At 62.2% G+C, this 12,684-nt stretch carries 15 protein-coding genes; 8 read left to right on the top strand and 7 right to left on the bottom strand.

Going from position 1 to position 12,684, the window contains the following annotated elements:
- Positions 1–16 precede the first annotated feature (16 nt).
- From FFI94_RS19900 to FFI94_RS19885, 4 genes are all read left to right on the top strand, one after another.
- Positions 17–511 (top strand): DUF6912 family protein, encoded by a 495-nt coding sequence (locus tag FFI94_RS19900; protein ID WP_138869343.1) that lies wholly within the window; start codon positions 17–19, stop codon positions 509–511.
- 117 nt (positions 512–628) lie between these two features.
- The gene (locus FFI94_RS19895; protein WP_138869342.1) at positions 629–1,747 is read left to right on the top strand and encodes a ferredoxin reductase; all 1,119 of its coding nucleotides are present in this window, start codon (positions 629–631) and stop codon (positions 1,745–1,747) included.
- A gap of 24 nt (positions 1,748–1,771) precedes the next feature.
- Positions 1,772–3,034 carry an acyl-CoA desaturase gene (locus tag FFI94_RS19890; protein ID WP_138869341.1) on the top strand — a complete coding sequence of 421 codons (1,263 nt, stop codon included), beginning with the start codon at positions 1,772–1,774 and terminating at the stop codon, positions 3,032–3,034.
- A 115-nt stretch (positions 3,035–3,149) separates the two neighbouring features.
- Complete coding sequence (locus FFI94_RS19885; protein WP_138869340.1) at positions 3,150–4,391, top strand: fatty acid desaturase; 1,242 nt, start codon at positions 3,150–3,152, stop codon at positions 4,389–4,391.
- A gap of 88 nt (positions 4,392–4,479) precedes the next feature.
- Here the strand turns inward: FFI94_RS19885 and rsgA are convergent, their stop codons facing one another.
- The gene (rsgA, locus tag FFI94_RS19880; protein ID WP_138869339.1) at positions 4,480–5,511 is read right to left on the bottom strand and encodes a ribosome small subunit-dependent GTPase A; all 1,032 of its coding nucleotides are present in this window, start codon (positions 5,509–5,511) and stop codon (positions 4,480–4,482) included.
- Positions 5,466–6,773, bottom strand: a complete 1,308-nt coding sequence (gene aroA / locus FFI94_RS19875) for a 3-phosphoshikimate 1-carboxyvinyltransferase (RefSeq protein ID WP_138869338.1) — start codon at positions 6,771–6,773, stop codon at positions 5,466–5,468. The genes rsgA and aroA overlap by 46 nt, the downstream gene beginning before the upstream one ends.
- A 49-nt stretch (positions 6,774–6,822) precedes the next feature.
- Between aroA and FFI94_RS19870 the strand changes: the two genes are divergently transcribed.
- Complete coding sequence (locus tag FFI94_RS19870) at positions 6,823–7,575, top strand: SOS response-associated peptidase (protein WP_138869337.1); 753 nt, start codon at positions 6,823–6,825, stop codon at positions 7,573–7,575.
- On the opposite strand, the gene FFI94_RS19865 is transcribed toward FFI94_RS19870, so the two are convergent.
- From FFI94_RS19865 to ybaK, 4 genes are all read right to left on the bottom strand, one after another.
- Entirely contained in the window at positions 7,572–8,294 is a 723-nt protein-coding gene (locus FFI94_RS19865; RefSeq protein WP_138869336.1) for an SIMPL domain-containing protein, read from the bottom strand. The genes FFI94_RS19870 and FFI94_RS19865 overlap by 4 nt on opposite strands.
- A gap of 46 nt (positions 8,295–8,340) precedes the next feature.
- Positions 8,341–8,790, bottom strand: a complete 450-nt coding sequence (locus FFI94_RS19860) for a class F sortase (RefSeq protein WP_185993261.1) — start codon at positions 8,788–8,790, stop codon at positions 8,341–8,343.
- 160 nt (positions 8,791–8,950) lie between these two features.
- A complete protein-coding gene (locus FFI94_RS19855; RefSeq protein WP_138869334.1) occupies positions 8,951–10,153 on the bottom strand; it encodes an LPXTG cell wall anchor domain-containing protein in 1,203 nt (400 codons plus the stop codon).
- 363 nt (positions 10,154–10,516) lie between these two features.
- On the bottom strand, positions 10,517–11,011 hold the full coding sequence (gene ybaK / locus FFI94_RS19850) for a Cys-tRNA(Pro) deacylase (protein ID WP_138869333.1): 495 nt from the start codon (positions 11,009–11,011) through the stop codon (positions 10,517–10,519).
- 148 nt (positions 11,012–11,159) lie between these two features.
- On the opposite strand from ybaK, the gene FFI94_RS19845 reads away from it, so the two are divergent.
- Entirely contained in the window at positions 11,160–11,885 is a 726-nt protein-coding gene (locus FFI94_RS19845; protein ID WP_260684215.1) for a sigma-70 family RNA polymerase sigma factor, read from the top strand.
- The gene (gene rsrA, locus FFI94_RS19840) at positions 11,882–12,163 is read left to right on the top strand and encodes a mycothiol system anti-sigma-R factor (protein WP_033231177.1); all 282 of its coding nucleotides are present in this window, start codon (positions 11,882–11,884) and stop codon (positions 12,161–12,163) included. The genes FFI94_RS19845 and rsrA overlap by 4 nt, the downstream gene beginning before the upstream one ends.
- A 92-nt stretch (positions 12,164–12,255) precedes the next feature.
- Here the strand turns inward: rsrA and FFI94_RS34780 are convergent, their stop codons facing one another.
- The gene (locus FFI94_RS34780; protein ID WP_095887907.1) at positions 12,256–12,330 is read right to left on the bottom strand and encodes a 50S ribosomal protein bL37; all 75 of its coding nucleotides are present in this window, start codon (positions 12,328–12,330) and stop codon (positions 12,256–12,258) included.
- Between the two features lie 128 nt (positions 12,331–12,458).
- Here FFI94_RS34780 and FFI94_RS19830 point away from each other — a divergent pair, with 128 nt between their 5' ends.
- Positions 12,459–12,674 carry a biotin/lipoyl-binding carrier protein gene (locus tag FFI94_RS19830; RefSeq protein ID WP_033231176.1) on the top strand — a complete coding sequence of 72 codons (216 nt, stop codon included), beginning with the start codon at positions 12,459–12,461 and terminating at the stop codon, positions 12,672–12,674.
- Positions 12,675–12,684 lie beyond the last annotated feature (10 nt).

Here is a 12,684-nt window from a genome sequence, read left to right as displayed (position 1 = left end):
AAACGAAGGTGGTCTCATGAGGGTGTTCGTACCGGCAACTGTGGAAATTCTGCAGCGTTTGGTTGCCGATCAGGAGTTCGACCCGATGAGTCGGACTGCGTTTGCCGTCACCCCGGCATTGCGTGAGGCCTATGCAGCCGGGGACGACGACGAATTGGCGGAAGTCGCGATGAGTGAGGCGGCGCGCGCGTCGTTGCGTTTGATCGCCGGCGCCGACGGACCGGTGACGTTCCGCCGCGCGGTGGTTGCCGCGGATGTCGACGACGCGAAGTTGCGTCCGGATCTCGACGATGCGGTGGTCCGCTTGGCCGGTCCGGTCACGATGGCGCAGGTCGCGTCCGTCCATGTTGATCTGGCCCAGGCCGAACCGGATATCGAGCGGGCTGCGGGGATTGTCGATGCTGCTGATCTCGGCGATACGGACGCGGAGTTCACCCTCGGTGACGCGGAAGATCACGAGTTGGCGTGGTACGCGGCGCAAGAGTTGCCGTTCCTGCTCGACCTGCTCTGATATCGGACACCCGCTGTCCTTACTATGAAGTAACCTACGGTACCGTAACCTGATAACCTACGATAGCGTAGGCATAGGTATTGCGCGTGAGCATCGCAGGTGAGAGGTGGAGGTCTGATGGGTCTGAAGGACTGGATCGAGGCACCGGCAGCGTCGGTAGTTCCGGCAGCGCGGTCGAAGCTCAATTTGCTGCGCGGTGCCGCAGCACGATTGACCACACCTCTCTTGCCTGACGACTACCTTCATCTGGCAAATCCGTTGTGGTCGGCGCGCGAACTGCGTGGCCGGATCGTCGAAGTTCGGCCGGAAACGCAGGACTCCGCGACGATCGTGATCAAGCCGGGTTGGGGGTTCGACTTCAACTACCAGCCGGGGCAGTACATCGGCATCGGCCTGCACATCGACGGGCGATGGCATTGGCGGTCGTACTCGTTGACGTCGCCGCCCAACTGGGAGAACAAGAAGATTTCCATCGCGGTGAAGGCGATGCCCGAGGGCTTCCTCTCGAGTCACCTCGTGAGCGGCGCCGTTCCGTCCGGAACGATCGTCCGCCTGGCCACGCCGGCCGGCAACTTCGCGTTGCCAGACCCGCCGCCGGAGAAGATCCTGTTCATCACGGCAGGCAGCGGAATCACTCCGGTCATGGGCATGCTGCGCACGATGAACCGGCGCGGCCAGTTGCCCGATGTCATGCACGTGCACTCCGCTCCCACGGAATCCGATGTCATGTTCGCGGACGAGTTGACGGCACTGCACGGCGAGCACGAGGATTTTGTCAGCCACATTCAGCTCACCCGCCGGGACGGAAAGTTCAAGCTCAGTTCGCTTGATCAGGTGTGCCCGGATTGGCGTGAGCGCCACACCTGGGCGTGTGGGCCCCTGCCGTTGCTCGACGAGATCGACGACGTGTGGAAGGCCGAGGGGATCGAAGACCGCCTGCACATGGAGCGGTTCGCGGTGTCGAGGATCGATGCGTCCGCAGACGGTGGCACCGTCACGTTCGAGAAGTCGGGAAAGACCGTCACAGTGGACGGTGCGACAACCCTTCTCGAAGCTGGGGAGCAATCTGGCGCCCTGATGCCTTTCGGTTGCCGAATGGGCATTTGCCAGACTTGTGTTGTACCTCTCGTTTCCGGTCATGCAATCGACCTACGCTCGGGAAAGCAGCATGTCGAGGGTGAACGCATCCAGACATGCATTTCCGCTGCGGCGGGCGACTGTACGCTGGACGCATAGCTTCTAGGCACACGGAGGACAACGGTGGCAATCACCGACATCAAAGAGTTTTCGCACCTCACCGCAGCTGATGTCGAAGCGCTCGGGCGTGAACTGGACCAGATTCGACTTGATGTCGAAGACTCTCGTGGAATCCGGGATGCTCGCTATATTCGTCGGGTCATTCGCGTTCAGCGCGCCTTGGAACTCGGCGGCCGAATCGCACTGTTCGGCAGCAAGTACCGGCCCGCCTGGTTGGCGGGCACGGCGCTGCTGAGCATCTCGAAGATCATCGAGAACATGGAACTCGGGCACAACGTGATGCACGGGCAGTGGGACTGGATGAACGATCCGGAGATTCATTCCTGCTCGTGGGAATGGGATCAGACGGGTCCGTCCGAGCACTGGAAACGTGCACACAACTACCAGCATCACACGTACACCAATGTTGTCGGGATGGACGAGGATCTGGGCTTCGGGATCCTGCGGATGACGCGGGACGAGGCGTGGAAGCCGATCAACCTCCTGCAGCCGATCGCCAATGTGATTCTGGCGGCGACGTTCGAGTGGGGCATCGCGCTCCACGACCTGACTGCGGCTTCGGAGTTGGAGGGTGCCGCGAAGGGGCAGCTGAATTCTCAGGCCAACAAGGATTTTGCGCGCAAGATCGTCCGGCAGGTCGGCAAGGATTTTGTGGTCTTCCCGTTGCTGACCGGGCCTGCCTGGAAATCGACGCTGACGGCCAATGCCACCGCGAATCTCGTTCGCAACCTGTGGGCGTACGTCGTCATCTTCTGCGGCCACTTTCCCGATGGTGCGGAAAAGTTCACCGTCGCCGAGTTCGAGCAGGAAACCCGTCACGAGTGGTACCTGCGTCAGATGCTCGGCAGTGCCAACTTCAATTCCGGCAAGCTCATGGGGTTCATGAGCGGCAACCTGAGTTACCAGATCGAGCATCACGTGTTCCCGGATCTGCCGAGCAACCGCTATCCGGAGATCGCTGTGAAGATGCGGGCCTTGTGCGAGAAGTTCGATCTTCCGTACACGACAGGTTCGTTGTTCAAGCAGTATCTGCTTGCGCTTCGCACCATTCACAAACTGGCTTTGCCGGACAAGTGGTTGATCGCGACCTCGGACAATGCGCCGGAAACGTCCTCGGAACTGCGGTTCCGGGAGCCGGGCATCAAAGGTGCTGCAATGGCGATGGTCGACGATCTGCGGACCGATCCGGTGACCGGCAAGCGAATGGGTCTGTTGACTGCTTTGAAGTCGCAAGCGCGTTCCCGCCTGCCGAAGCGCAAGAAGTGATATAGATTACATCGAGCAAAAGCTAACCTACGGTGCCGTAACTTACGCTAGAGTAGGTCGTGTTGAATCCGTTCGGCATGAACTTTTCGACAAGAACTCACCGTAGGAGGCCCGCATGGCGATTGCAGACGTCAAGGAATATGCGCATCTCACCGAAGCCGACGTCGAAGCGCTCGGTCGTGAACTCGATGCGATCCGTCGTGACATAGAAGATTCGCGTGGCGAGAAAGACGCACGCTACGTCCGCAATGTCATTCGTCTCCAGCGAACCCTCGAGGTCAGTGGTCGCGCGATCCTGTTTGCCAGCCGCAAGCGCCCCGCGTGGCTGCTCGGCACCGGCATCCTCGGTGTTGCAAAGATCATCGAGAACATGGAGCTCGGCCACAACGTCATGCACGGGCAGTGGGACTGGATGAACGATCCGGAAATCCACTCGAGCTCGTGGGAGTGGGACGTCACCGGCCCGTCGGCGCACTGGAAGCAGACGCACAACTTCCTGCACCACAAGTACACCAACGTGCTCGGCATGGACGACGACGTCGGATACGGATTGCTCCGCGTCACCCGCGACCAGCGATGGAAGCCGTTCAACTCCGGCAACCTCGTCTACAACACTCTGCTTGCGCTCTTCTTCGAGTGGGGCATCGCCGCGCAGCACCTCGAGCTCGGCAAGGTGGCCAAGGGTCGCGCGGACATGGACGACACGCGTCGTAAATTGCGCGAGGTCGGCGAAAAGGTCGGCAAGCAACTCGTCAAGGACTACGTCGTGTACCCGGCCCTCACGGGACCGGCGTGGAAGAGCACGCTCAGTGCCAACTTCACCGCCAACATCATCCGCAACGTGTGGACAAACGCCATCATCTTCTGCGGGCACTTCCCGGACGGCGCTGAGAAGTTCACCAAGGCAGACATCGACGGTGAATCGCAGGCGCAGTGGTACCTGCGTCAGATGCTCGGTAGTGCCAATATCGACGGCAGCAAGCTGATGGACTTCATGTCCGGAAACCTCAGCTACCAGATCGAACACCACCTGTTCCCCGACCTGCCGAGCAACCGGTACCCGGCCATCGCGGTCAAGGTTCGCGAGCTCACCGACAAGTACGACTTGCCTTACACGACAGGGCCTTTCCTGGTGCAGTACGCCAAGTCGTGGCGCACCATCGCCAAGTTGTCGCTGCCCAACAAGTACCTCAAGGACACCGTCGACAATGCGCCGGAAACGGCATCCGAGTTGATGTTCGACGGCGAGGCCTCCTCGACTATCGATCCTGTCACTGGCCGTCGTCGTGGACTCAAGAGCGCCATCGCGCAAAAGCGTAAGAGTGGAAAGCTGCGGAGCCTGCTCGGCTTGCGCTGATCAGCTGCCGACAAAGCCCAGATACCGATTTCGGTATCTGGGCTTTGTCGTTCGTCGGTACTGGTCGTTCGTCGGTACTGGTCGTTCGTCAGTACTGGTCGTTGGATTTGATGGCTTCGAGGAGTTGCCGCACGGCAATTACTCGACGGGCCGATTTTCCTTCGAGAAGATCGAGTTTGCACTCCGGGTCCGCCGGCGGGCCGAGGTGCGTGCATCCCCGGGGGCAGTCCTCGATCTGTGCCGCGAGGTCGGAGAAAGCGGCGACGACATTCTCCGGTGAAATGTGGGCCAAGCCGAACGAGCGGATACCTGGCGTGTCGATCACCCAACCGCCCTCGGCGAGAGGGAGCGCCACCGACTGTGTCGACGTATGCCGTCCCTTACCCACGCCGGAGACGATGCCGACGGCTCGATTGGCATCGGGGACAAGACGATTCACCAACGTTGACTTGCCGACGCCCGAGTGTCCGATCAGGGCCGTCAACTTGTCGTGCAGGATGGCGGTGAGTTCGTCCAGCGGATCGTCACGACCGGCTACAACCACCTGGATGTCGAGGTCGGCGAACGTGCTGGCGAACTCCTCCGGCGGTTCCAGGTCGCTCTTGGTCAGGCACACGATAGGCGTGAGACCGCCCACGTACGCCGCGACCAGGGCGCGCTCGACAAAGCCGGTGCGCGGCGGCGGATCGGCCAACGCAACCACGATCAACAGTTGCTGCGCGTTGGCGACCACGATCCGCTCGAACGGATCCGTATCGTCGGCGGTGCGTCGAAGCACGGTGGAACGCTCGGAGACCCGGACAATGCGAGCGAGCGTATCGGTTTTGCCCGACAGATCGCCGACTATGTCCACCTGATCGCCGACGACGATGGGTGTTCGGCCGAGTTCGCGGGCGCGCATCGTCACGATCAGCCGGTCGGGATCGCCGCCCAGGACGCAACCCCAACGGCCACGATCCTTCGACACCACCATCCCCGATTCGGCCGACAGATGTTCGGGACGGGTCTTGGTGCGAGGACGTGATCCGCGGCCGGGGCGGACCCGGACGTCGGACTCGTCGTACTGCCGCGGGCTCAGAAGCTTGCCTTTCGCGTGGAGGATGTCAGCATGTCTGTCCACATGTTCTCGAAGCCCGGCAGCGTCTTGGCCGTCGTTGCGACGTCGTCGACCTCGACACCGTCTACGACCAGGCCGATGATCGCGCCGGCCGTGGCCATGCGGTGATCTGCATACGAGAGCCATTGCCCGCCATGCAGTTTCGCGGGAACGATGGTCAGTCCGTCATCGGTTTCGGTGACGGATCCGCCCAGCTTGTTGATCTCGTCGGCCAGTGCAGCCAGGCGATCCGTCTCGTGGCCACGCAGATGCGCGATGCCGCGCAGATGGGACGTTCCCTCTGCGAGGGCTGCGAGCGCCGCGACTGTCGGGGTGAGTTCACCGACGTCGTGCAGGTCGATGTCGATGCCACGCAGGATTTCGGGGCCTCGCACGGTGAGGGTGCCGTCGGCGAGTGTGACCTCGGCTCCCATCGAAGTGAGAATGTCGCGGATCGCGTCACCGGGCTGCGTTGTCGACGACGGCCACAACGGCACGCTGACGGTTCCGCCGGTGACGGCCGCCGCTGCTAGGAACGGGGTGGCGTTGGACAGATCGGGTTCGATGACCCAGTCGATCGCGCGCACCGGTCCGGGTTCGACCCGCCAGGTGTCGGCGTCGCCGCCGGTGGCCGGTGTCGTGACGGACACACCGGCGGCGCGCAGCATGTCGACGGTCATGTCGATGTGGGGCATCGACGGAACCGGCTTGCCGCTGTGGTGCACGGTGACGCCCTCCTCGAACGCTGCGGCCGAGAGCAGCAACCCGGAGACGAACTGTGACGAACCGGACGCGTCGATGGTGACTGTTCCGCCGCGCAGTGATCCCGTGCCGGTCACCGTGAACGGGAGAGCGTCGCCGTCGATTTGCGCACCCAGCCCTCGCAGAGCCTCGAGGATGGTGCCGAGCGGTCGCGTCCGGGCCTGCTCGTCGCCATCGAAACGGACAATGCCGTCAGCCATGGCAGCCAGGGGCGGGAGGAATCGCATGACGGTACCGGCGAGCCCACAATCGACGTCGCCGCCGCGCAGCGGGCCGGGTGTGACGGCAAGCGTGCTGGGATCGCCCGCTTCCTCGATACCGATCCCGAGGTCGCGCAATGCCGCGATCATGAGGTCGGCGTCGCGGCTGCGGAGTGCTCCGGTGAGGGTGGACGGACCGTCCGCCAACGCTGCCAGGATCAAAGCTCGGTTGGTGATGGACTTCGATCCGGGCAGTGTCACCACTGCGTCGACCGGCGTTTTGGCTACAGGGGCGCTCCACAGACTCAGACTCACGAGGTCCATCTTCTCTCATCGGTGGGAGATTGGTCGAAACCGTGCCACCCTGGGTGTCATGTGCGGAAGGTATGCGACCACAGCGGACCCGGCGAGCCTGGCAGTCGAACTCGATGCAATCGACGAGACGGAACATTCGTCGGCCGTCGCAGCGGACTACAACGTTGCACCGACAACGCCGGTGCTGACGGTTGTCGAGCGCCACGATCGCGAGAACCCCGACAGTGATCCGACAAAGCGGATTCGGCAGATGCGATGGGGGTTGGTGCCCTCGTGGACGAAAGAACTGGGCAAAGGCCCGGTCCTGTTCAACGCTCGTGCCGACTCGTTGGCGGAGAAACCGGCCTTTCGGACCGCGTTCAAGTACAAGCGCTGCCTGGTCCCGATGGACGGGTGGTACGAGTGGCAGACCGAACCGCAGGGCGGCAAAAAAGTGTCGAAGATCCCGTACTACATGCACCCAGGCGATGGATCACGGCTGTTCATGGCAGGCGTGTGGTCAGCGTGGCGGGACCCGAAGGTCGAGAATGCGAGCCCCGCCCTGAGCTGCTCCATCGTCACTGTCGACTCACTCGGTCACCTCGAACAGGTCCACGACCGGATGCCACTGGCGCTACCTCGCGACCGCTGGGAGGCGTGGCTCGACCCCGATCACGGCGCGAACCCGTCGTTGCTCGAACCGGTACCCGACCTCTTCGACCAGATCGAGATCGATCGAGTCCGGCCCCTCGTCAACAGTGTCAAGAACAACGGACACGAACTGATCGAGCCGGACATCGACCGCGCGGGCGAGCAGATCAGCCTCCTCTAATCGAGCGCCCACGTCACGGTGACCTCGAAGGACACCTGCTGGGTTCCCGGCGCGATCACCATGTCGCTCATCGAGGCGTCCGGGGAACGCATCATGTTCTGGTTGCCGGTGGTGTTGTGAGCCTCAGTGATGGTGACAACGTTCGCGAGTGATGTCCCGGAAAGATCGGCGTATTGCTCTGCACGGTTCTGGGCGTCCTCGAATGCGCGGGTCCGAGCGTCGGCGAGCAACGCCGAATCGTCGTCGATATCGAAGGCGACGGTGTTCAGGCGTGCCGCATCACCGCCGGCAGCGATTCCCGCGTCGAGCACGGCGGACGCCTTACTGAGATCCCGGACGACAATTCGCACCGAGTTCGTCGCGCGGTAACCCGTCACGGCTGCGCCGCCGAACGGACCACCTGTCCCGTCGTACTGCGGCTGGATGGACAGATCACTGGTCTGAATGTCTTCGGCAGCCACACCTGCGGCGACCATCGCGTCGATCGTCGCCCGCGCTCTCTCGTTCGCTTGGGAGACCGCTCCCGACACGTCCGGAGCAACAACCTCGACTCCGATGCCCGCGCTGAGAATGTCGGGGGCCCCGCGCACCTCACCTGTTCCGACGACGGTGACCTCTTTGGTCGTGTTATCGGTGCTTGCGCATGCGGTGAGCGAGATCGCGAGCGCCGCGGCTACCGCAAGCGTTGTCAGGTGTGGTCGGACGGCCGTGAAGTTCATGGCCCAGAGGCTAGCGACTCCCGCTACGCCGCGTGGTCGAATCCCGTCATCGAGCCCGGGCGCCGGTGATCTCGGCGTAGGCAACAAAATTCTTCGACGACAGCGTTGTTCCGTTCTCCAGGTAACACGTCACCAGGACCAGTCGTCCCGGCTGTCGAAGGCGTAACTCCGGCGACTCCTGCGCTTCGCCGAGCTTCTCGTACAGCGCGGTCGAACGAACTGTGTACTCGAGTGTGCCGGAATCCGTTTCGATCAGCACCGTGCTGCCGACCACGATCTCGGGCAGTGTGTCGAACACTGCCGGAGTCCCGGCACCCGCATGCCCGATGACAAAAACCGTTCCGTCACTGTCTGTTCCAGGTTCACTGCGGCACCCGACCCAGTACGCGTCCGCCAACGTCGGCGGATCGAGCACGGGGCAAGCACCGGCAGGCATCGGGAGCACGGGTACATCGATTCCCAGATCGGCGATCGACAGCTGCCTCGGCTGTGCCATCGGGACCGACTGCGATTGAAGCGAATCGGGAGGAATCGTGTCGACCGATGTGTGCGGGGTCTCCGGCCGAGCTTGCCCGGAGACCCCGCACCCTGGCAGTAGGAGAAAAAGCACTGCCAGGATCAGGACACGCCACCGATCAGTGCTGGCGCAGTGCATCTCAGTGCCGGCGCAGTGCATTCTTGCGACGCAGAGCAAACGCACCCGCAGCGGAGACCAGCAAAGCCGCGCCACCGATTCCCGCGATCACCACACCGGACGGTCCTGTGGACTCACTTGCCCCGGTCTGGAACACCAGAGCGTCGTCGTAGGCCAGGGGGACAAACGTGCCCTGTGGATCGTCGTAACCGTGGACTTTGTAACCCTCGGGCGTAGTGACCACGTACACCCGTTCCTTCGACGGTCCCGTCGTGGGTGCCGGGGTCGCGCCGTCGCTTTTCGGGATTCCCACGATGATCGGGGGAATCAGGATCACCCGAGTGGTTGTTGTGGGAATCGACGTCGCCGACGGTGTCGACACTGCGGAAGAGATGGTGACAGGCGGGGACGTGGTGGTGGTCGGTTCGGTGGTGTCGGTGGTCGTCGCGACTGCGGTTGTCGTCGGGGGAGTCGGGCCGTCTGGAACGGTCGTCGTCGTGTCTGGTGTCGTCGTTACAGGCGTGGTGGTTGCGGGTGTGGTCGTCGCCGGTGTTGTTGTGCTGGTTGTTGTTTCGGGTGTCTTGAGATCGGAGGGCATCGGCGGTTCGCCGTGCTCGCCGTAGTGGTAGTTCTGCCCGTCGACCTGAACCCAGACGATCTCGAAGTTTTCCCACCCCGGGAAATTGGGGTGTGAGGATATGTCGAGCACCCAGGGGGATTGGCCGATGTACTTCTCGGTCCACTGCCCGTTGCCGTCGATGTGTGTTCCCAGCTGCATGGTGGCGCCAGTGTCAGGGTTCTTGATCGTCAAGTTGATGTGCTGGCCCATCGCAGCGCTCTGGCCGTCGGGGTAATACACCGTGACGGTTCCAGGGGAGACCGAATATTCGCGCCCACCTGCGGCGATTCCGTCTGTCGGTGAGTTCCAGGCCGGGGTCGACTTTGCGGCGACTGACGGTGTTGTCGTGCCTGCCGTGGTGGTCGCGGTGGCAGTCGTTGTCGTCTCAGACGTTGCCGATGACGTTGCTGGAGTTGTTGCTGGCGCGGACTCGGAGGGAGTTGCCGACTCAGTGGTCGTGGGCGACTCGGCGGTTGTCTGCGCTGTAGTCGCCTCGCCGTTGTCGTCGTCGGTTGCCGCCGCCGGCGCCGCTCCCGCGAATGCGGTGAAACTTGCGACGGCTACTGCTGCTGCGTAGATCTTGGTACGTCCGCGCTGATTCTTCACGACAGTATGACCTTTCGGGTCCCGGAAGCGGCGATGCACAGCTCGAATCGGAGGCACGGCACATCAGGGCCGGGCAGGGCAGATCGAAGAGTGCGCCGATGGCGGCGGGTAGTTGATCAAATGTTCAACTTAAGGTAACTCGATGGTCGCTATGTCCGTCAAGTCCGATTTGCTGAACGTGCGCTATTTCACAGAAGTGCGCTAATCCATTGCGTCGTAACGCATTTCGAATTCGGGACAAAGGGTGATTTCAGGGGTGAATCTTGCCGAGAAATGTCCCGTCGGCTGGCTATTGACGGGACCTTAGGTGTAGGGACGGTCGGGACCTTAGGCCCACAGGCCCGAAACCGCAGTATTCGAAACTCAGCCGGCTGTAATCGACGCTGTCGTTGCGCCGCACAGTTCGACAAGATCACCGGGCGCCAGTTCGATTTCGAGTCCGCGTCGACCCGCGCTGCACAGGATGCGATCCCACGCGAGTGCTGACTCGTCGATCACTGTTGGCAGTTTCTTGCGTTGCCCCAAGGGGGAAATGCCACCGAAGACGTAGCCGCTCGAGCGCTCTGCGTCGGCGCGGTCGGCCATGGCGGCTTTGCTTGCGCCGAGTGCGGCGGCAGCAGCTTTCAGTGAGAGTTTGTTCGGGACGGGGAGTACGGCGACGGCCAATTTCCCGGTGTCGAGTTTGATGACCAGCGTCTTGAATATCTGATCTGCCGTGACTCCGACGGACCCGGCGAGGGCGGTGACGGCTTCGTCGCCGAAGGATTCCGCGCGCGGGTCGTGGTCGTAGCTGTGAACATGATGCGCGGTCTTCGAGTTCTCGAGGAGTTTGGTCGCAGGGGTCGCAGTTCCGGCCATTCCGACACTCTATGTCCGTACCGCCTGTAGAGAGGGAATGTTGTCCGAGGCAGTGGTGTTGGTACTGCTTGATACATCCGGAAAAAGTGAAGGAGCGACCGTGCTGGCTGTGTGCGAGCCACGACCGGCCCATAGGTCGGAACTGACGATGGCGGTAACCTTGATCCCCACGGCTAGTGAAGGGATCAGAGTGCTGGAACACGACCGGCCCAAGGACGAACAGTCGGAGGTCACCGAACCCGCCGATGCTGTCGCGTCCGAAACGCCCGAAACTGCGGATGAGTTGATTGCCCGTTTCGAGCGGGATGCGCTGCCCTTGCTCGACCAGCTCTACGGCGCCGCACTGCGGATGACGCGTAATCCCTCGGACGCCGAGGATCTGGTTCAGGAAACGTACATCAAGGCGTACACGGCCTTCCGGTCGTTCCGCGACGGAACCAATCTCAAGGCCTGGCTGTACCGGATTCTCACCAACACGTACATCAACTCGTATCGGAAGAAGCAGCGCCAGCCGGCGCAGTATCCGACCGACGAGATCACCGACTGGCAGTTGGCTGCCACGGCGGAACACACGTCCACCGGGCTGCGTTCCGCTGAGGTCGAGGCGCTCGACGCGCTTCCGGACGACGACATCAAGGCTGCCCTGCAAGAGCTGCCCGAAGAGTTCCGGATGGCCGTGTACTACGCGGATGTCGAGGGTTTCCCGTACAAGGAAATCGCGGAGATCATGGGCACGCCCATCGGAACTGTGATGTCGCGGCTGCATCGCGGCCGTAAGCAATTGCGCGGATTGTTGGCTGACGTCGCGAAGGACCGCGGGTTCAACCGCGGCGAGAAGGACGTGGCTGCCGAAGCGGAAGGTGTTGTCCGATGAGCACGCAGGACGAATTCGAAAGACTCGACTGCTCGGCGGTCATTGCCGACGTGTGGTTGATGCTCGACGGTGAATGCGACGATGCCAGTCGCGCACGTCTGCAGCGGCATATCGACGATTGCGGTTCCTGCCTCGCCGCGTACGGAATCGAAGAGAAGGTCAAGAGTCTGATCAGCCGCAAGTGCGGTGGCGAACATGCACCCGAGAGCCTGCGTCAGAGGCTCACCATCGAGTTGCGACGCACGATCATCGTGACGAGTACCGAAACCGACAAATAGTCCGGCTGGGGGCGTCTGAGACGTCAAGAACAAACAAGGGGCGGGGAAGCCAATCATTGCTTCCCCGCCCCTTGTTGTTGGTGCACTACATGTCAGGCGTTTGGACGCTTGCCATGGTTAGCTGCACTGCCCTTACGGCTACGCTTCTTACGACCGCGCTTACCCATGATTGGTCTCCCTTCTGTTTCTTTCGCGTCATTCTTTCACGCCCACGCCGGTGTGGTTCCATTGGCAGGTCGATCGGGTCTCCCGGCGACGGAAGTCTTACCGGTTCTCGGCAGAAGTGAGGTTCACGATGGCAGAAGATGTGCGCGCGGAAATGGTGTCCACGGTGTTCCAAGTTGTCGTGAGCGAGGGCGATGTTGTCGCGGACGGTGACACTCTGGTCATCCTGGAGTCCATGAAGATGGAGATTCCGGTGCTGGCAGAGGTCGCGGGAACCGTGACCACCGTGGGTGTCAAGGTCGGCGATGTCATTCAGCAAGGCGACTTGATCGCCGTGATCTCCTAAGCGTTCGCGA

This window comes from Rhodococcus sp. KBS0724 (assembly GCF_005938745.2).
In the GTDB taxonomy this organism is placed as follows: domain Bacteria; phylum Actinomycetota; class Actinomycetes; order Mycobacteriales; family Mycobacteriaceae; genus Rhodococcus_F.
Note: the sequence above shows the minus strand (reverse complement) of the source record. Positions and strands in the feature narration are given on the sequence as shown.